Genomic DNA, 18,365 nt, shown 5'->3' with positions numbered 1-18,365 from the left:
CCCTGGATCGACGTAGCGGGGGCGAGAGTCTCCTGGCTTCCGGGTCGAGCGCACCCCCGGGCCTTCCAGCGGCTTCTGACGGCCCGCCGTGGCATCTTCCGAGCGTGCTCCCCGGTGACAGTGGCGGGACCGCGCCGGATTCGCACCGGCTTCCTCTCCATGCCTCCGATTGGCCCAAGGATCCCATCACGGGGCCGATCCGCGAGTCAACCGAGGTCACGGAGGGGTTGGTCACACGGATCCCCCGGTCGGCCGGGGTGCGACGGAGGGCCCGTCAGCTCCCTCGGCGGCGTCTCCGGGATTTCCTTGGCGGTGTCCCCCGAACGGCCCAGCCCGGTGGCCGGGGGTACGGGGTGCCGGTGGACTGGTGCACGAACACCGTCCGGACCGTGAAGCAGAGCAGGGGAGCGATATGCGTTGGGGAACCGCAGCCGTGGTGGCGGCCGCCGCCGTGGGGGCCGGGGCCGTCGTCCTGGTGGTCGGCCGTCGGGCCTCCGAGCGGATGGTCCGCCCGTCGGCCGCCGGGCAGGAGTCCGGGCCCGTCCAGGTGCGGAGCCTCGCCCCCGGCCGGGTCACCTTCTCCCGCGGCCCGGAGAGCCTGCGCCCCGGCCGCTGGGCGGTCGAGTGGGAGGGGGGCGGCCACGCGGTGGTCGAGGAGGTCCTGCACAGCGACGAGCAGGGCGTCACCCGGCGGCTCGTCCGTGCCGACCGGGGCGCCCTCACCCCCGGCACCGAGGTCCGCTTCACCCCCCGCGTCCACCTCGGCGACCCGACCTCGGCGCTCGGCCTGCCCTTCACCGACACCGCCGTCGAGGGCGAGCTCGGCGCCCTCCCCGCCTGGCGCCTCGACGGCAAGCGCGGCACCTGGGTGATCCTCGTCCACGGCACCGAGGCCGACCGCCAACAGACCCTCCCGGTCCTGCCCGTCCTCCACCGCCTCGGCCTGCCCGCCCTCTCGGTGACCTACCGCGGCGACGAGGGCGCCCCCGCCTCCCCGGACGGGCTCAGCCACTTCGGCGAGACCGAGTGGCGCGACGTCGAGGCGGCGGTACGGCTGGCGCTCGACAGCGGCGCGGGCAGGGTGGTCCTGTACGGCTGGTCGCTGGGCGCCACCATGGTCCTCCAGACGGCGGCCCGCTCGGAATGGGCCCACGCCATCAGCGGCCTGGTCCTGGACTCACCGGTCCTCGACCTCCCCGCCTCCGCCCGCCGCGACGCCGCCCGAGCCGGTTTCACGGGCGTCGCCGCCGAACTCGGCGCCCTCGCGGCGGAGGGCCGCACCGGCGTGGACCTCGCCGGCTTCTCCCGCCTCGCCGAGGGCACGGACCTGCGCGTCCCCACCCTGCTGCTGCACAGCCCGGCCGACCGGATCGCCCCCTTCCGCACCGCCGAGCGCCTCGCCGCGGCCCGCCCCCAGGTGGTCAGCCTCCAGCCGTTCCCCGGCGCCGAGCACGCGGCGCTCTGGAACTCCGCGCCCGACCACTACACCGAACTCCTCCGCCGTTGGCTGACCCCGCTCCTCTGATCCCGTTCAGCGGAAACAATGCGGTCCCGCACGGGATATTCAGGGGAACAAAAATTGCCCCTTACGAGAGGGGCTCGATTCACCGGACCGCCCCGGTCGACGAGGCGCCCGGGGCGGGAACCGCGCACGGAGGGTAGTCGTCCGAACGGGTACCGCGACGACCCGGGCCGCCGGTGGCATGGCCCCGCCACACGTTTCCGGCCAGGCGGTTTGCCTCTGTTGCCCGATCTTGCGGAGGTGCCGTCCCCGGTCGCCCGGTCGTACGGACAACCGGATGTGACAGAAGGCCGGTACAAGGGGAAGACTGCACGACGTGACGTCTCGGAACCCGCGCGACCGTGATGCCCCGCTCCAGCCGACGATCGGTACCGGTGCGACGGTGACCCGTCTCCCCGGTACGGCCCACCGGGCCTCCGGTGGCAGGCCGAACGGGGCCGGTGTACCCCGGCGACGAGGGCCCGCGCCGGCGCCCGGGCGGGGCCGGGTTCCCGTGCCCGAGGGCTTCCCCGCACCGGCCGAGCTGGCGCCGCTGGCCCGCCGGATGCTGGTGGACGCCGTCCGGATCGCCCGCTGGGCCGGGGATCTCGGCGAGGTCGACAAGCGCGGCGAGCTGCTCCCCGAGGATGCCCGTGCGGCGGGCCGGGCGCTGGCCATGACGGTCGGCGCCGCCGCCAAGGCGTGGGGGCAGGCGCTGCTGGTGGGCCTGGTGGAGGCCCGGGACGGCGGGGCCGGCCCCGGCTGGCGCCTGCACGCCTGGGAGCACGACGACGAGGCCGTGGTGCGCGGCTGGTCCGGGCTGTTCGACGCCTGGACGCTGCTCGCCCCGGTGCCGCCCGCCGCGCTGCGCGGCGTGTTCGCCGTCCTGGCCGGCCAGGCCGTGGACCAGGCCCCGCAGCTGCTGTCCTTCCTGCACCTGGTGGACGGTCCGGTGGTCGAGAGCGAGCTGCTGGAGCTGCTGCGCCGTGGCCTGGACGAACGGCGGGTCGGCGACGGCCTCGGCGGCCAGGGCCTGTCGCCCGTCCCGCACGCCGCCTCGGCCGTCTCCGCCGTGCGCGGCACCTGCCGGGCGCCGCAGATCGACACCCCGGCCGCGCCCTCCGACGTGGCCGCCGTCCTGGACTGGATGCTGGACGGCCTGGCGGCCGTCGGCGCCGTGGTGCGCAGGAACGATGCCGCCGAGCTGTCCCCGCTGGGCCACTGGGCGGTGCGGGCGAAGCTGGAGGAGATCTGCACGGTCGCCCAGACCGCGGCCGGGCACATCGAGCAGAGCGCCTACGAGCTGCTGAACGCCTGCGCGGACTACTCGCCGGGCCCCGCCCGGGCGGAGTACCGCGCCTGGGTCGCGGCCCGTCCGGCGGACCGGGCGGTGGCCGAGCTGCTGGAGGCCGCCCAGGGCGACGACGCGCTGGTGCGCGGACTGGCCTTCGAGGCGCTGCGGGTGGCCGGCGGGCCGGCCGAGCAGGCGGTGCGGGCGGCGGTGGACGCGCCGGTGCTGCGCCCGTACGCGCTGCTGTGGCTGGCGGAGCGCTCGGACGAGGGCGTCTCCCCGGCGGACGTGCTGGGCGCCGACGACGCGGCCTGGCTGTGGGTGGACACCGCGGCGGCGGTGCTGGACCACGGCGAGACGGAGCTGCTGGTGGGGCACGTCGAGGGCGCCTCCGCGGGGGACCCGGTGCGGCTGTTCGCCCGCGCCCGGCAGTCGGGGCACCCGAGGGCCGCCTCGGTGCTGACGGCGGTCTCGGGCGTGCACCCGGACCCGGGCGTGGCCCGGGCGGCCCGCCGCTCCGCCTTCAGCGTCCACACCGGCGGGGCGTAGCGAACACGAGCGCGAGCGCGCGGGCACGAGCACGCGGGCCGGGCACGAGCACGGAACGAGGAAGGGCCCGGAACCGTCAGGTTCCGGGCCCTTCCTCCGTACGGCGCTCCGTACGACGAACAGCTCAGCCGAGCCGCGACTCCGCCCGCCGGGCGCGGACGTCGCCGACCTTCTGGCCGACCTTGCGCCGGATGACCAGCAGCGGCGCCATCGCGGCGAGCGTGATCTGGGCGAAGGCACCGACGTGCATCAGGGTGTCGCCGCCGGGCAGCCCGGTGGCCCAGGCGGCCAGGCAGCCGATGGCCACGACGACCCAGCAGAGCGTGGCGGTGGCCAGCAGCCCCTGCGGCTTCGGGTACTCGATCCGGCTGACCATGAGGTACGCGGCGCCGAAGATGGCGAGCAGACCGGGCAGGAACGGCGGGTCGAGCAGCACGATGGCGATGACCGTCATCGCGCCCATCGGGCAGGGCATGCCCTGGAACACCCCGGGCCGCATCTTGACGGCCGAGAAGCGGGCCAGCCGCAGCACCACCGCGAGCAGCACGGTCAGCGCGATGACCGCCGAGAGCTTGCTGTTGGAGCCCTGCGAGACCATGCCCCAGACCGCGACGAAGTAGGCCGGCGCGATGCCGAAGCTGATCAGGTCGGCCAGGTTGTCGAGCTCCGCTCCGAGGGCGGAGGAGCGGAGCTTCCGCGCCACCAGGCCGTCGAAGAGGTCGCACATCGAGCCGATCAGCAGCAGCGTGACCGCGGTGGCGGCGCTGTGCCGGTCCGGAACGGCGTCCGGGTTGGTGATGTGCGGGACGAGGACCCCGGTGGTGATCGAGTAGATCGCCAGGAAGCCGCAGACGGCGTTCCCCAGGGTCAGGAAGTCGGCGGTGGACAGGTGCTGCGGGGAGCGCGGGGCTCGCATCTCGCGGTCGCGCGCCCAGCGGCGGCGGCGCAGGGCCGTCTCCTCGTCGTCCAGGACGACGATTGTCTCAGGATCAGTCACGGTCAAGGCGTGTCACCCCGGCTGTGGTCTTCTGGCCGACCTCGACGCCGACCTCGACGCCGGCCGGCAGGTAGGTGTCGACCCGGGACCCGAACCGGATCAGACCGATCCGGTCGCCCTGCTCGACCTTGGTTCCGGCGTCCACGTACGGCACGATGCGGCGGGCCACGGCTCCCGCGATCTGCACCATCTCGATGTCGCCGAGCTCGGTGTCGAAGTGCCAGACGACCCGCTCGTTCTGGTCGCTGTCCTTGTTGAACGCGGGCACGAAGCCGCCCGCGACGTGCTCGACCGACGTCACCGTGCCCGGCAGGGGCGCGCGGTTGACGTGGACGTTCAGGGGGCTCATGAAGATCGCGACCCGGGTGCGGCCGTCCGGCCAGGCGTCGATGCTCTGCACCACGCCGTCGGCGGGGGAGATCACTCTGCCCGTGCCGACCTCACGCTCGGGGTCGCGGAAGAACCACAGCATGCCCGCGCTCAGCGCGCAGGCGGGTACCGCCGCCAGGGCCCACTTGCCGTTGCGCCGGGTGAGGGCGGTGGTCACGGCGGCCGTGGCGAGGGTGGGGACGAACCAGGGGGTGGCTCCGCGCGCGATGGTCACGCGGGGTCGCCGACCGGCCGTCGGGGCTGCGAGGGCATCGCGGTCCGTGACGGAGGTGTGAGGGGACGGGCTGATGGGCATCGAAGACCTTTGTCGCGGGGGATCATGGCCGCTGGACGGGGGCCACCGCGGGATCGGTAATAGAGGGACGGCTTGCTGTCCCGGTGGATGCTATCGGGAGCAGACGGTGGGTGAGCAACCCGCCCGCTCGTTCATGTGTCCGGTGGAAGCGCGTGCGCGCGCCCACTCGTACGACCGTAGCTCGCCCCGGTCCGGTTCCCAAGGGACCGGACGAGGCTGGTGACACTTGTCTCAGCGGGCGAACGGGCGAACCTGCCGGGGGAAACGGCCGGGCGGGCCGGAGGAAGGTGCACGGAAGCGGCCGCAGGGCGCGTTCTTGCAGCTGTACGCCCTGCGGCCGCTTCTCGCGGGCCGTGCCGGACCCCAGGCGGACCAGGCCGGGATCGTGCCGGGCACGGCGCTCTGCCGGGACGGGCCCGCACGCCCGTCGACCGGCGGCAGAGGGGGGCCACCGGTCAACCCGGATGGCCCCGTGGTCACTCGGCGATCCGGTACTCCTCCAGGAGCCGGCGTCCGATGATCATCTTCTGGATCTCCGCAGTTCCTTCACCGATGAGCAGCATCGGGGCCTCGCGGTAGAGGCGCTCGATCTCGTACTCCTTCGAGAAGCCGTAGCCGCCGTGGATCCGGAAGGCGTCCTCGACGACCTCCTTGCAGTACTCGGAGGCCAGGTACTTGGCCATGCCGGCTTCGAGGTCGTTGCGCTCGCCGCCGTCCTTCTTGCGGGCGGCCATGACCATCATCTGGTGGGCGGCCTCGACCTTGGTGGCCATCTCGGCGAGCTTGAACTGGATCGCCTGGTGCTCGGCGATCTTCTTGCCGAAGGTGGAGCGCTGCTGGGCGTAGGAGACGCCGAGCTCGAAGGCGCGGCGGGCGACGCCGCAGCCGCGGGCGGCGACGTTGACCCGGCCGACCTCGACGCCGTCCATCATCTGGTAGAAGCCGCGGCCCGGGACGCCGCCGAGGATCCGGTTGGCCGGAATCCGCACGTCCTGCAGGACCAGCTCGGTGGTGTCGACGCCCTTGTAGCCCATCTTCTCGATCTTCCCGGGCACGGTGAGGCCGGGGACGGTCGGGTTCGGGCCGAAGCCCGCCGTCTTCTCGATCAGGAAGGTGGTCATGTTCTTGTACGGGGTGCTGCCGCCCTCGTCGGTCCTGCACAGGACCGCGACCAGGGTGGAGGTGCCGCCGTTGGTGAGCCACATCTTCTGGCCGTTGAGGACGTAGAACTCCCCGTCCCTGACGCCCTTGGTGGAGATGGCCGAAACGTCGGAGCCGAGACCGGGCTCGGACATCGAGAAGGCGCCGCGGATCTCGCCGGCGGCCATCTTCGGCAGGAAGTGGTCCTTCTGCTCCTGGGTGCCGTGGGCGTTGATCATGTGCGCCACGATGAAGTGGGTGTTGACGATGCCCGAGACGGACATCCAGCCGCGGGCGATCTCCTCGACCACCAGGGCGTAGGTGAGCAGGGACTCGCCGAGGCCGCCGTACTCCTCGGGGATGGTCAGGCCGAACAGCCCGAGCTGCTTCATGCCCTCCACGATGGCGGTCGGGTACTCGTCCCGGTGCTCCAGCTCGGTCGCGACCGGAATGATCTCCTTGTCGACGAAATCCCGCACGGTGGCGAGGATGTCCCGCTGGATCTCGGTGAGGCCTTCGGTCTGTGCGAGGCGTCCCATCGTGCGGCTCCGAAAAGGTCTGAGGGTCTGCGGAAAGTCGGGGAATCCCCCGGGGGGGGATTGCCGGGGGCCCTGCCGGCGTGGCTGCGGCAGCAGGGCCCCCGTACCGGGTGGGGGTCGGCCGATGACGGCGGCCTCCCCGTCCGGGGTCTTTCTGTGGGGGCGTCCGCTGTGCGGGTGTCCCCTTCATGTGGGGGTGTCCGCTGTGCGGGTGTCCCCTTTATAGGGGGGAGCGGTTCAGGAGAGGGGCTCCGGACGGCCGGGCTGCTCGCCGCCGCGCTCCTTGATGTACGTCGCGGTCGGCACCATCACCTTGCGGCGGAAGATGCAGACGACCGTGCCGTCCTGCTTGTACCCCTTGGTCTCGACGTGGACGATGCCCCGGTCGTCCTTGGACTTGGACGGCCACTTGTCGAGCACGGTGGTCTCGCCGTAGATCGTGTCGCCGTGGAAGGTCGGCGCCACGTGCCGCAGCGACTCGATCTCCAGGTTGGCGATCGCCTTGCCGGAGACGTCCGGGACGGACATGCCGAGCAGCAGCGAGTAGACGTAGTTGCCCACCACGACGTTCCGGCCGAAGTCCGTCGTCCTCTCCGCGTAGTTGGTGTCCATGTGGAGCGGGTGGTGGTTCATGGTGAGCAGGCAGAAGAGGTGGTCGTCGTACTCGGTGACCGTCTTGCCGGGCCAGTGCTTGTAGACCGCGCCGACCTCGAACTCCTCGTAGGTGCGTCCGAACTGCATGCCTCGCGTCCTCAGCTTTCCGGGATCTCGAACTTGGTGGTGCGCTGCATGCCGGCGGCCCGGCCCTTGCCGGCGATGACCAGGGCCATCTTGCGGCTGGCCTCGTCGATCATCTCGTCGCCGAGCATCGCCGAGCCCTTGGCGCCGCCCGCCTCGGAGGTGCAGTAGTCGTAGGCGTCGAGGATCAGCTCGGCGTGGTCGTAGTCCTCCTGCGCGGGCGAGTAGATCTCGTTCGCGGCGGCGACCTGGTCCGGGTGGAGCACCCACTTGCCGTCGAAGCCGAGGGCGGCGGAGCGGCGGGCGACCTCGCGGTAGCCCTCCTGGTTGCGGATCTGGAGGTACGGGCCGTCGATCGCCTGGAGGTCGTTGGCGCGGGCGGCCATCAGGATGCGCATCAGGATGTAGTGGTAGGCGTCGGCGCCGTAGCCCGGGGGCTGCTCGCCGACGACCAGGGACTTCATGTTGATCGAGGCCATGAAGTCGGCGGGGCCGAAGATGATGGTCTCCAGCCGGGGCGAGGCCGCGGCGATGGCGTCCACGTTGATCAGGCCCTTGGCGTTCTCGATCTGCGCCTCGATGCCGATCCGGCCGACCTCGAAGCCCATGGTCTTCTCGATCTGGGTGAGCAGGAGGTCGAGCGCCTTGACCTGCTCGGCGTCCTGGACCTTCGGCAGCATGATGCAGTCGAGGTTGGGCCCGGCGCCCTCGACGACGGTGATCACGTCGCGGTAGGTCCAGTGGGTCGTCCAGTCGTTGACGCGGACGACGCGGGTCTTGCCGCCCCAGTCGCCGTTGTTCAGCGCGTCGACGATGGTGTGGCGGGCGCTCTCCTTGACCAGCGGGGCACAGGCGTCCTCCAGGTCGAGGAAGACCTGGTCGGCCGGGAGGCCCTGGGCCTTCTCCAGGAAGCGCGGGTTGCTGCCCGGCACGGCGAGGCAGGAGCGGCGCGGGCGCAGACGGTTCGAAGTCGTCATGAGGGTGGTTCGGTTCCTTCCCAGTGGTCAGCTGGTCAGCTGGTCAGTTCGTGGCCGCGGTCGGTGCGGACGTCCACGGCTGGAGCCGGTTGGCCAGCCGGATCTCGTCCACGATCCGGCCGATGATGGTGGTGATCCCGAAGTCCTTCGGGGTGAACACGGCGGCGACGCCGGCGGCCTTGAGGGCCTCGCCGTCCGCTGCCGGGATGATGCCACCCACGATCACCGGGACATCCTCCACCCCGGCGCGGCGCAGCCGCTTCAGGACGTCGGGCACCAGTTCGGTGTGCGCGCCGGAGAGGATGGACAGGCCCACGCAGTGCACGTCCTCCGCCACGGCGGCGGAGACGATCTGCTCGGGCGTCAGCCGGATGCCCTGGTAGACCACCTCGAACCCGGCGTCGCGGGCCCGTACGGCGATCTGCTCGGCACCGTTGGAGTGCCCGTCCAGGCCGGGCTTGCCGACCAGCAGGCGCAGCTTGCCGGCGCCCAGCTCCTCGGCGGTGGCGGCGACGGCGGCGCGGACCTGCTCCAGCTCCCCGCCCGGCTCGGCGGCGACCGCGACGGGCGCGCCGCCCACGCCGGTGGGGGCGCGGTACTCGCCGAACACCTCGCGCAGGGCGAAGGACCACTCGCCGGTGGTGACGCCGACCCGGGCGCAGGCGAGCGTGGCGGGCATCAGGTTGGCCTCGGTGGCGGCAACGGCCTTGAGCTCGGCCAGCGCCGCCTGGGCGGCGGCCTCGTCGCGTCCGTCGCGCCAGGCCTCCAGGGCGGCGAGCACGGACTGCTCGGAGGCCGGGTCGACCACCATGATCGCGGTGTCGAGGTCGGCGGTGAGCGGGCTGGGCTCGGTGGTGTCGAAGCAGTTGACCCCGACGATCCTGTCCTCGCCGGACTCGATCCGGGCCCGGCGGGCGGCGTGCGAGGCGACCAGGTTGGACTTGAGGTAGCCGGACTCGACGGCGGGGATCACCCCGCCCATCTCCAGCACCTTGGCGATCTCCGCCTCGGCGCCGGCCAGCAGCTCGGCGGTCTTGGCCTCGACCACCTCGGAGCCGTTGAAGAGGTCGCCGTACTCCAGCAGGTCCGACTCGTACGCCAGCACCTGCTGGATCCGCAGCGACCACTGCTGGTCCCAGGGCCGGGGCAGGCCGAGCGCCTCGTTCCAGGCGGGCAGCTGCACGGCGCGGGCGCGGGCGTCCTTGGAGAGGGTGACGGCCAGCATCTCCAGGACGATCCGCTGGACGTTGTTCTCCGGCTGGGCCTCGGTCAGGCCGAGCGAGTTGACCTGGACGCCGTAGCGGAAGCGGCGCTGCTTGGGGTCGGTGACGCCGTAGCGCTCCCGGGTGACCTTCTCCCAGAGCCGGGCGAAGGCGCGCATCTTGCACATCTCCTCGACGAAGCGCACGCCGGCGTTCACGAAGAAGGAGATCCGGGCGACCACCTCGCCCATCCGTTCGGCCGGCACCTGGCCGGAGTCGCGGACCGCGTCGAGCACCGAGATGGCGGTGCACATCGCGTAGGCGATCTCCTGGACGGGCGTGGCCCCGGCCTCCTGGAGGTGGTAGCTGCAGATGTTGATCGGGTTCCACTTGGGGATGTTGCCGACCGTGTAGGCGATCATGTCGGTGATCAGCCGCACCGAGGGGCCGGGCGGGAAGACGTGCGTCCCGCGCGACAGGTACTCCTTGACGATGTCGTTCTGGGTGGTGCCGGTGAGCGTGGCGATGTCGGCGCCCTGCTCCTCGGCGACCACCTGGTAGAGCGCCAGCAGCCACATCGCGGTGGCGTTGATGGTCATGGAGGTGTTGGTGCGTTCGAGCGGGATGCCGTCGAACAGGGTGCGCATGTCGCCGACGTGGCCGACCGGGACGCCGACCCGGCCCACCTCGCCGCGGGCGAGGACGTGGTCGGAGTCGTAGCCGGTCTGGGTCGGCAGGTCGAAGGCGACGGACAGACCGGTCTGGCCCTTCGCCAGGTTCCGCCGGTAGAGCGCGTTGGAGTCGCTCGCGGTGGAGTGGCCGGCGTAGGTGCGCATCAGCCAGGGACGGTCGCGCTTCTGGGGCTCGGTCATCGGATCGGTCTCACACGTTCCGGAAGCGATTGATGGCGGGCAGGTGCTGTTCGCGGAGCTCGGCGTCGCGCACGCCCAGGCCCTCCTCGGGGGCCAGGCAGAGCACACCGACCTTGCCCTGGTGCTTGTTGTGGTGCACGTCGAGGGCGGCCTGGCCGGTCTCCTCCAGGGAGTAGACCTTGGACAGGGTGGGGTGGATCTTTCCCTTGGCGATCAGACGGTTGGCCTCGAAGGCCTCGCGGTAGTTGGCGAAGTGCGAGCCGACGATCCGCTTGAGCGACATCCACAGGTACCGGTTGTCGTACTGGTGCATGTACCCGGACGTGGAGGCGCAGGTGACGATGGTGCCGCCCTTGCGGGTGACGTACACCGAGGCGCCGAAGGTCTCCCGGCCGGGGTGCTCGAAGACGATGTCCACGTCCTCGCCGCCGGTGAACTCGCGGATCCGCTTGCCCAGGCGCTTCCACTCGCGCGGGTCCTGGTTGTTCTCGTCCTTCCAGAACCGGTAGCCCTCGGCGGAACGGTCGATGATCGCCTCGGCGCCCATGGCGCGGCAGATCTCGGCCTTCTGGTCGCTGGAGACCACGCAGATCGGGGTGGCGCCGCCGGCCAGCGCGTACTGGGTGGCGTACGAGCCGAGGCCGCCGCTGGCGCCCCAGATCAGCACGTTGTCCCCCTGCTTCATGCCGGCGCCGTTGCGCGAGACCAGCTGGCGGTAGGCGGTGGAGTTGACCAGGCCGGGGGAGGCGGCCTCCTCCCAGGTGAGGTGCCTGGGCTTGGGCAGCAGCTGATTGGTCTTCACCAGGGCGAGCTGGGCCAGGCCGCCGAAGTTGGTCTCGAAGCCCCAGATGCGCTGCTCCGGGTCCATCATCGTGTCGTCGTGGCCGTCCGGGGACTCCAGTTCGACCGAGAGGCAGTGCGCGACGACCTCGTCGCCGGGCTTCCAGGCGTTGACCCCGGCGCCGGTGCGCAGCACCACGCCCGCGAGGTCCGAGCCGACCACGTGGTACGGCAGGTCGTGGCGCCTGGTGAGCGGCGACAGCCGGCCGTAGCGCTCCAGGAAGCCGAAGGTGGAGACCGGCTCGAAGATCGAGCTCCAGACGGTGTTGTAGTTCACCGCGCTGGCCATCACGGCGACCAGGGCCTCGCCGGGGCCCAGCTCGGGCAGGGCGACCTCGTCGAGGTGAAGGGACTTGCGGGGGTCCTTGTCGCGGCTGTCGAGGCCGGCGAACATCTGCTCGTCGTCCTTGTGGAGCGTCACCGCCCGGTAGGACTCGGGGAGCTTGATCGCCGCGAAGTCCGCCGACGTGGTGTCGGGGCTGAGGATCGCGTCGAGGATTTCCTGCATGGCTGCCTCCGAAGGCGTACCTGTGCGAGGGTCACAGGGCGTCTGGGGGAGCCGGGAGCGGACACCGGCTTCGCTGAGGTGGGTGGTGGGTGGTCAGGCGGTCGCCCGGTGGTGGGCCGGGCTGGGTCTGGCACTGCTCCCGGGGTGTGGGAACGCCGGACGACGGCGCGCCGAGGTGGGGAGCCGCGGCGCCGCGACTGGTGGGTAACAAGGTAGTGGCACCCTGTGCCACTCGTAAAGACACCGGGTGTCAGCAATTCCGACGGCTTGGAAGGCTGCGGAACGCGCGTAGCGCGGGCATGCGAAGGGCCCGCGCCGACGGTTCGGCGTGGGCCCTCAATATCGCTCTGACCTGCGTGAATGCTTTCTCAGTTGTCCCGAGCGCCGCTCAGTGCGGCCCGGATGCTGTCCACCACGACGTCCAGCGGAGCGTCCGTCCGGGCGACTGTGATGAGCACCTCACCTCCGGGACTGGCACTCAGTGCGCTTTCCGCCACCACCTCACCCGGCACCTCACTGGCACCCGGTGCCACCACCGAGCCCCGGCGCCTGACACCCGGCGAGCTGGAGGCCCAGAAGGTCCGCCGGATCACCTCGAAGGAGTGGTCCAGCTGCGCCTCCACGTCCCCCCGGCCGCCGGCCCGCAGCCAGCGCCGCAGCACGTGGTTGTGCGCCGCGACGACCGCCGCCGCCGACACCTCGGCCAGCATCGAGTCGTCCTCGCCGCCGCGCTGCCAGCCCGACGGGATGGACTCGCGGGTGTCGAAGCGGCCCAGCAGGTAACGGGTGAACAGCCGCTCGTACCGGGCCACCACGGCGATCTCGCGCTCGCGCAGCGCCGGGACCTGACGGATCAGCTGGTACCGCGCGACGGACACCCCCGGGGTGGAGGCGTACATCCGCAGCACCTCCTTGATGCCCCGGCAGACCACGTCCAGCGGGTGCTCCGCCGGCTCGGCGCTGGCCAGCAGGTCGGCCACCCGGACGAGGGTGTCGTCGTGGTCCGGGAAGATCGCCTCCTCCTTCGACCGGAAGTACCGGAAGAAGGTGCGCCGGGCCACCCCGGCGGCCGCGGCGATCTGGTCGACCGTGGTCTCCTCGTAGCCCTGCGAGGCGAACAGCTCCATCGCGGCCGCGGCCAGGTCCTGACGCATCTGCTGGCGCTGCGCCGCCGCCCGGCGGCCGCCCGGCCCGCCGTCCGGTCCGGTGCCCCCGGTCGAGGGGGCCGACCGGTCGGCGCCGCGCGGTCCGGCGGAGTGCTGCGGGGTGGCTGACTGAACCCGATCCATGTCCGGAACGCTACACGGCCCCGTCGGCACGCCCACGGCCGTTCCCCTGCGCACCGGCGCGACCGGGCCGGTCACGGCCGGTCCCGGCCACCGCGCGGACACCGTCCCCGGGCTCCAGCCGGGGTCGGCGGTGCCGCCCCCGGCCCTCGGCGTGGTCACCGGCGCGCGTGGTCGCGGAAGCCGCGGCCGGTCTTGCGGCCCAGGCAGCCGGCCGCGACCAGGTGCTCCAGCAGCGGTGCCGCGGCCAGGCCCGGCTCGCGGAACTCCTGGTGCAGCACCCGCTCGATGGTCAGCGACACGTCCAGACCGACCACGTCCAGCAGTTCGAACGGGCCCATCGGGTAGCCGCAGCCCAGCTTCATCGCGGTGTCGATGTCGTCCACCGTCGCGTAGTGCTCCTGGAGCATCCGCACCGCGTCGTTCAGGTAGGGGAACAGCAGGGCGTTGACGATGAATCCGGCCCGGTCGCCGCACTCCACCGGGTGCTTGCGGACGGCGGCGGTCAGCTCCAGCACCGTCGCGGTGACCTCCGGGGCGGTCAGCACCGTGGAGACCACCTCGACCAGCTTCATCGCCGGGGCCGGGTTGAAGAAGTGCATGCCGATCACGTCCTGCGGCCGCGAGGTGGCCGTCGCACAGCTGATCACCGGCAGCGAGGAGGTGGTGGTGGCGAGCACCGCGCCCGGGCGGACGATCTTGTCCAGGGTGGCGAACAGCTCCCGCTTGACCTCCAGGTCCTCCGCGACGGCCTCGACCACCAGGTCCACCTCGGCCAGCTCGGCGTACCGGTCGACCGGGGTGACCAGCGCCAGCGCGGCGTCCCGCTGCTCCCCGGTCAGCCGCCCCTTCTCCACCGAGCGGTCCAGCGACCTGGCCAGCTGCGCCCTGGCCTTCTCGGCCTTCTCCTGGCTGCGGGCGGCCAGCAGCACCGGGTGCCCGGCCTTGGCGAACACCTCGGCGATGCCGGTGGCCATGGTGCCCGAGCCGCAGACGCCGACGGTGCGCACCGTCCGGCCGGTCGCCTTCGGCCGGGCCGGGCCGGTCGCCGCGTCCACCGGCCGGGACGAGCCCGGCGCCTCGTAGGTGTAGAAGCCGCGCCCGGACTTGCGGCCCAGCAGCCCGGCCGCGACCAGCTGGCCGAGGATCGGGGCGGGCGCGTGCAGACGGTCGCGGGACTGCTCGTACATCGCCTCCAGCACGGTGCGCGCGGTGTCGATCCCGATCAGGTCGAGCAGCGCCAGCGGGCCCATCGGCAGGCCGCAGCCGAGCCGCATCGCGGCGTCGATGTCCTCCCGGGAGGCGTACTTGGACTCGTACATCGCGGCGGCCTGGTTCAGGTACGCGAACAGCAGGCCGTTCACCACGAAGCCGGCCCGGTCTCCCGCCGCCACCGGCTCCTTGCCGAGGTCGCGGGCGAAGGCGGCGGCGTCCTCGGCGGTCTTCGGGGAGGTCAGCACGGTGCGGACCACCTCGACCAGCTTCATCGAGTGCACCGGGTTGAAGAAGTGCAGGCCCAGCACCCGCTCCGGACGGGCGGTCGCGGCGGCGATCCGGGTCACCGGGAGGGCGGTGGTGCCGGTGGCCAGCACGGTCGTCTCCGGGCAGATCCGGTCCAGCTCGGCGAAGAGCCCGCGCTTCAGCTCCAGCTGCTCGGGCACCTCCTCGATCACCAGGTCCGCCTCGGCGGCGGCCGTCAGCGTGTGCCCGACCGAGATCCGCGCCAGCAGTCCGGTGCGCTCCTCGGCGGTGAGCCGCTCCCGGTCGACCGCGTGCGCGGTCGCCTCCGTGATCCGGGCCAGCGCCCGGGCGGCCGAGTCCTCGGTGGCCTCGATGCCGATCACCCGGCGGCCGCTCCTGGCGACCGCCACCGCGACGCCGGCACCCATCGTTCCGAGGCCGACGACGGCGACGGTGGGGAAGGGACGCTCCATCTGTCCTGACTCCTAGTCATGAGGGGCCCGCGCGCGTTCCGGCGGAGGGGTCGCCGCGCCCGTCGACGGGGACGGGGGCGACCGGCGCCGGAGGAGGGTCCGCGCGCGGGGGCTTGGGGAGATGACGTGTTCCGGCGCACCCGGGCAGCGGCCGGTCCGCTCCGGCCGAACTGCGGGTGTGTCGTGGTGCTCAGGCGCTCGGGGGTGAAGGAGGCGGCGCCGATGCGAGGAGGAGGGCCCGGTCGGCCGCCGATCGCGGCACCGGCCGGTGAGAGCGCACCGCGCGGGCGCCGCGGACGCGGCGACAGCGACCTCCCGCCGGTGCGGCTCCCGAAGCCCGGCGGTGGTGCGTGCCGGTCACTGTAGCGAAGCTACTCGCCGGTAGGAAGAGGGCCGGCGGAAAACCGTTCGAGACCGGGCGGGCGGGTGCCCGGGTGTCCGTCGGCTCGCCCGCCCCCTCTCCCCGAACGAGTGAACGGATGGACGGGCGTCCAGTCGGACCACTCGATAGGGGAGTTACAACCACCCTGTGGGCGGGGCAGCATGGTGACATGAGCATTGAGACCGCCGTTCATCAGGCCGACCCGGCTGAGCCGCTCGGGCTGGGCGGCTTCGCGGCCGCCGTCGCGCTGCCCCCGCGCGCCGAGCGCGGCGAGCGGGCCGAGGCCGCGGCCGACCGGCTGCGCACCGCCGCCGTCGAGGCGGTCGCCGTCACCTGGGTGGACAACGCGGGCGTCACCCGGGTCAAGGCCGTACCGCTCTCCGGCCTGGTGCACGCGGCCGAGTGGGGCATCGGCACCGCGCCCTGCTTCGACGTGTTCCTCGCCGACGACACCATCACCACCAGCCCGATCATCGGCGGCCCCACCGGGGACCTGAGGCTCTACCCCGACCTCGACCGGATCGTTCCGCTGGCCGCCCAGCCCGGCTGGGCCTGGGCCCCGGGGAGCCGCTACACCCAGGCCGGCACCCCGCACCCCGGCTGTCAGCGGCTGTTCGCCCGCCGGATGGAGGCCGCCGCGGCCGCGCGCGGGCTGAGCCTCAAGGCCGGGATCGAGGTCGAGTGGGTGGTCGCGCTGGACGGGCCGCCGGAGGAGGCGCCGAAGTACCCGACGCACGGCCCCGCCTACGGCATGCACCGGATCACCGACCTCTCCGACTACCTGCGGGAGGTCGTCCGAGCCCTCCGCGAGCAGGGCCTGAGCGTGCTGCAGATCCACCCCGAGTACTCCCCGGGCCAGTTCGAGGTCTCGGTCGCCCCCGAGGGCCCGGTCGGCGCCGCCGACACCTCCGTCCTGGTCCGGCACACCATCCGGGCCGTCTCCGCCCGGCACGGCCTGCGGGTCTCCTTCGCCCCCGTGGTCGAGCCGGACGGGGTCGGCAACGGCGGGCACCTGCACCTCAGCCTCTGGCGGGACGGGCGCAACCTCGGCCACGGCGGCCCCGGCCCGCACGGTCTGGCCGCCGAGGCCGAGGGCTTCCTCGCCGGAGTGCTCGACGCGCTGCCCGAACTGCTGGTGCTGGGCTGCTCCAGCCCGGCCGGGTACCTGCGCCTGGTGCCCTCGCACTGGGCCGGGGCCTACCAGTGCTGGGGCCTGGAGAACCGGGAGGCCGCGCTGCGCCTGGTCACCGGCTCCACGGGGGAGCGGGCCGCCGCCGCGAACGCCGAGGTCAAGTGCTTCGACGCGAGCGCCAACCCGTACCTGGCGATCGGCGCGGTGATCGCCGCCGGCCTCGCCGGCCTGGACCAACGCCGGGCGCTGCCGGCCGAGTTCACCGTGGATCCGGCCACCGCCGAGCCCGGCGCGGTGCCCAGGCTTCCGCAGGGCCCGGCCGAGGCGATCGCCGCGTACACCCGCTCGGCGGTGCTGCGCGAGGCGCTCGGCGAGCCGCTGTACCAGGCGGTGCTGGCGGTGCGCCGGGCCGAGGCCGAGAAGTACGCGGCCGTCGGCGCCGAGGAGTTGATCGCGGCCACCCGCTGGCGGTTCTGACCGGTGGCGTGGTCGGAGGCTCCGGCGCTGGTCGACCACCACTGCCACAGCGTGGTGGCGGCCGAGCTCGACGACGACGCCCTGGCCGGGCTGCTCGCCGAGTCCGACCGCCCGCCGGCGCCCGGCACGTCGCGCTTCGACAGCGCGCTCGGCCTGGCCGTGCGGCGCTGGTGTCCGCCTGCCCTCGGCCTGCCCGTCCACGCCCCGGCCGCCGAGTACCTGGCCCGGCGGCGCGAACTGGGCGCGCCCGAGGCCACCCGCCGACTGCTCGCGGCCGCGGGGCTGGACACCTGCCTGGTGGACACCGGGCTGACCGCCGCGGCCGGGTGCGAGCTGCTGCCGCTGAGCGAACTCGCCGAGGCCTCCGGGGCGTTGGTGCGCGAGGTGGTCCGGCTGGAGTCGGTGGCCGAGGCGGTGCCGGCCGGGGCCGCGGACTGGCCGCGGGCCGTCGGCGAGGCGCTGGCCGCGGCCGCCACGGGGGCGGTAGCGGTCAAGTCGGTGCTCGCCTACCGGCACGGTCTGGCCGCCCCGGCCGAACGGCCCGCGCGGGCCGCCGTGGTGGCCGCCGCCGGCGCCTGGCTGCACGGCGGCCGCGGCCGGCTGGCCGACCCGGTGCTGCTGCACCACCTGCTCTGGACGGCCGTGGACGTCTGCGCCGAGCTGCGCCTGCCGCTCCAACTCCACACCGGCTTCGGCGATCCCGACCTCACCCTGCACCACGCCGACCCGTCCCTGCTGAGCGGCTTCGTGCGCGCCGCCGAGCCGAGCGGCGTCCCGCTGGTGCTGCTGCACGGCTACCCGTACCACCGGCAGGCAGCCTGGCTGGCCCAGGCGTTCCCGACGGTGTACACCGACCTCGGGCTGACCGCCTCCTACACCGGGCCGCGGGTGGCGGCCGTCCTGGGCGAGATGCTCGAACTGGCGCCGTTCGGCAAGCTCCTGTTCTCCACCGACGCCTACGGCCTGCCCGAGCTGTTCCTGGTGGGCGCCGCCCAGTTCCGGCACGGACTGGGCGCCCTGCTGGCCGACTGGCGGGCCGACGGCGCCTGTTCGGCGGCCGACGCGCGGCACCTGGCCCGGCTGATCGCCGCCGACAACGCCCGTCGGCTGTACGCGATCTAGCGCCGGTCGGCTCGTCGGCGAACCATCACTTTTTAACATTCTGACCGTCTGTTATGCCTGTTGACCTGCGACCTCTACCGCCTGTCGTTGGTCAAAATATGACGATTAGATGACTACCTCTTGCGCATATCAGCGAATATTCATTAGCGTCCCGGTCATTCCCTGCGCACCTGCCTCACCGCAGCTGCCGTAT

13 protein-coding genes and 1 riboswitch are annotated in these 18,365 nt (G+C 72.8%); of the genes, 4 read left to right on the top strand and 9 right to left on the bottom strand.

Annotated elements, in window-relative coordinates; genetic code table 11:
• Positions 1–25: 25 nt before the first annotated feature.
• Positions 26–157, bottom strand: a riboswitch (cobalamin riboswitch).
• A gap of 255 nt (positions 158–412) precedes the next feature.
• Both RZ50_RS00705 and RZ50_RS00700 read left to right on the top strand, forming a co-directional pair.
• Positions 413–1,525, top strand: a complete 1,113-nt coding sequence (locus RZ50_RS00705) for a S9 family peptidase (protein ID WP_196947707.1) — start codon at positions 413–415, stop codon at positions 1,523–1,525.
• 490 nt (positions 1,526–2,015) lie between these two features.
• Positions 2,016–3,341, top strand: coding sequence for a hypothetical protein (locus RZ50_RS00700; RefSeq protein ID WP_196947706.1), 1,326 nt, complete (start codon positions 2,016–2,018; stop codon positions 3,339–3,341).
• 124 nt (positions 3,342–3,465) lie between these two features.
• Here RZ50_RS00700 and RZ50_RS00695 read toward each other — a convergent pair whose 3' ends face one another.
• The 9 genes from RZ50_RS00695 to RZ50_RS00655 form a co-directional block, all read right to left on the bottom strand.
• Positions 3,466–4,344, bottom strand: coding sequence for a phosphatidylcholine/phosphatidylserine synthase (locus tag RZ50_RS00695; RefSeq protein WP_374199852.1), 879 nt, complete (start codon positions 4,342–4,344; stop codon positions 3,466–3,468).
• The gene (locus tag RZ50_RS00690) at positions 4,331–5,023 is read right to left on the bottom strand and encodes a phosphatidylserine decarboxylase (RefSeq protein WP_254801938.1); all 693 of its coding nucleotides are present in this window, start codon (positions 5,021–5,023) and stop codon (positions 4,331–4,333) included. The genes RZ50_RS00695 and RZ50_RS00690 overlap by 14 nt, the downstream gene beginning before the upstream one ends.
• Positions 5,024–5,499: 476 nt before the next feature.
• Positions 5,500–6,702: an acyl-CoA dehydrogenase family protein gene (locus RZ50_RS00685; RefSeq protein ID WP_196947704.1), complete on the bottom strand. Its 1,203-nt coding sequence runs from the start codon at positions 6,700–6,702 to the stop codon at positions 5,500–5,502.
• Between the two features lie 237 nt (positions 6,703–6,939).
• Positions 6,940–7,443 (bottom strand): MaoC family dehydratase, encoded by a 504-nt coding sequence (locus RZ50_RS00680; protein ID WP_196947703.1) that lies wholly within the window; start codon positions 7,441–7,443, stop codon positions 6,940–6,942.
• A gap of 11 nt (positions 7,444–7,454) precedes the next feature.
• Entirely contained in the window at positions 7,455–8,417 is a 963-nt protein-coding gene (locus RZ50_RS00675; RefSeq protein ID WP_196947702.1) for a CoA ester lyase, read from the bottom strand.
• 43 nt (positions 8,418–8,460) lie between these two features.
• Positions 8,461–10,491 carry a protein meaA gene (locus RZ50_RS00670; RefSeq protein WP_196947701.1) on the bottom strand — a complete coding sequence of 677 codons (2,031 nt, stop codon included), beginning with the start codon at positions 10,489–10,491 and terminating at the stop codon, positions 8,461–8,463.
• A 10-nt stretch (positions 10,492–10,501) separates the two neighbouring features.
• Positions 10,502–11,839 (bottom strand): crotonyl-CoA carboxylase/reductase, encoded by a 1,338-nt coding sequence (gene ccrA, locus RZ50_RS00665; RefSeq protein WP_196947700.1) that lies wholly within the window; start codon positions 11,837–11,839, stop codon positions 10,502–10,504.
• 368 nt (positions 11,840–12,207) lie between these two features.
• Entirely contained in the window at positions 12,208–13,128 is a 921-nt protein-coding gene (locus RZ50_RS00660; RefSeq protein WP_196947699.1) for a TetR family transcriptional regulator, read from the bottom strand.
• A 155-nt stretch (positions 13,129–13,283) separates the two neighbouring features.
• Positions 13,284–15,059: a 3-hydroxyacyl-CoA dehydrogenase family protein gene (locus RZ50_RS00655; protein WP_196947698.1), complete on the bottom strand. Its 1,776-nt coding sequence runs from the start codon at positions 15,057–15,059 to the stop codon at positions 13,284–13,286.
• Positions 15,060–15,610: 551 nt separating this feature from the next.
• Between RZ50_RS00655 and RZ50_RS00650 the strand changes: the two genes are divergently transcribed.
• Together RZ50_RS00650 and RZ50_RS00645 are read left to right on the top strand one after the other, a co-directional pair.
• Positions 15,611–17,050 carry a glutamine synthetase family protein gene (locus tag RZ50_RS00650; protein WP_196947697.1) on the top strand — a complete coding sequence of 480 codons (1,440 nt, stop codon included), beginning with the start codon at positions 15,611–15,613 and terminating at the stop codon, positions 17,048–17,050.
• 3 nt (positions 17,051–17,053) lie between these two features.
• Positions 17,054–18,172 carry an amidohydrolase family protein gene (locus RZ50_RS00645; protein ID WP_217680166.1) on the top strand — a complete coding sequence of 373 codons (1,119 nt, stop codon included), beginning with the start codon at positions 17,054–17,056 and terminating at the stop codon, positions 18,170–18,172.
• Positions 18,173–18,365 lie beyond the last annotated feature (193 nt).

Source organism: Kitasatospora sp. SUK 42 (assembly GCF_015776785.2).
In the GTDB taxonomy this organism is placed as follows: Bacteria; Actinomycetota; Actinomycetes; order Streptomycetales; family Streptomycetaceae; genus Kitasatospora.
The sequence above is the reverse complement of the archived record's forward strand: the minus strand, read 5'-3'. Positions and strand labels throughout refer to the sequence as shown.

Coding starts and splice junctions, on each gene's coding strand:
- RZ50_RS00655 (WP_196947698.1), bottom strand. CDS start 15,059: ATGGAGCGTCCCTTCCCCACCGTCGCCGTCGTCGGCCTCGGAACGATG.
- RZ50_RS00680 (WP_196947703.1), bottom strand. CDS start 7,443: ATGCAGTTCGGACGCACCTACGAGGAGTTCGAGGTCGGCGCGGTCTAC.
- RZ50_RS00675 (WP_196947702.1), bottom strand. CDS start 8,417: ATGACGACTTCGAACCGTCTGCGCCCGCGCCGCTCCTGCCTCGCCGTG.
- RZ50_RS00650 (WP_196947697.1), top strand. CDS start 15,611: ATGAGCATTGAGACCGCCGTTCATCAGGCCGACCCGGCTGAGCCGCTC.
- RZ50_RS00660 (WP_196947699.1), bottom strand. CDS start 13,128: ATGGATCGGGTTCAGTCAGCCACCCCGCAGCACTCCGCCGGACCGCGC.
- ccrA (WP_196947700.1), bottom strand. CDS start 11,839: ATGCAGGAAATCCTCGACGCGATCCTCAGCCCCGACACCACGTCGGCG.
- RZ50_RS00685 (WP_196947704.1), bottom strand. CDS start 6,702: ATGGGACGCCTCGCACAGACCGAAGGCCTCACCGAGATCCAGCGGGAC.
- RZ50_RS00690 (WP_254801938.1), bottom strand. CDS start 5,023: ATGCCCATCAGCCCGTCCCCTCACACCTCCGTCACGGACCGCGATGCC.
- RZ50_RS00705 (WP_196947707.1), top strand. CDS start 413: ATGCGTTGGGGAACCGCAGCCGTGGTGGCGGCCGCCGCCGTGGGGGCC.
- RZ50_RS00670 (WP_196947701.1), bottom strand. CDS start 10,491: ATGACCGAGCCCCAGAAGCGCGACCGTCCCTGGCTGATGCGCACCTAC.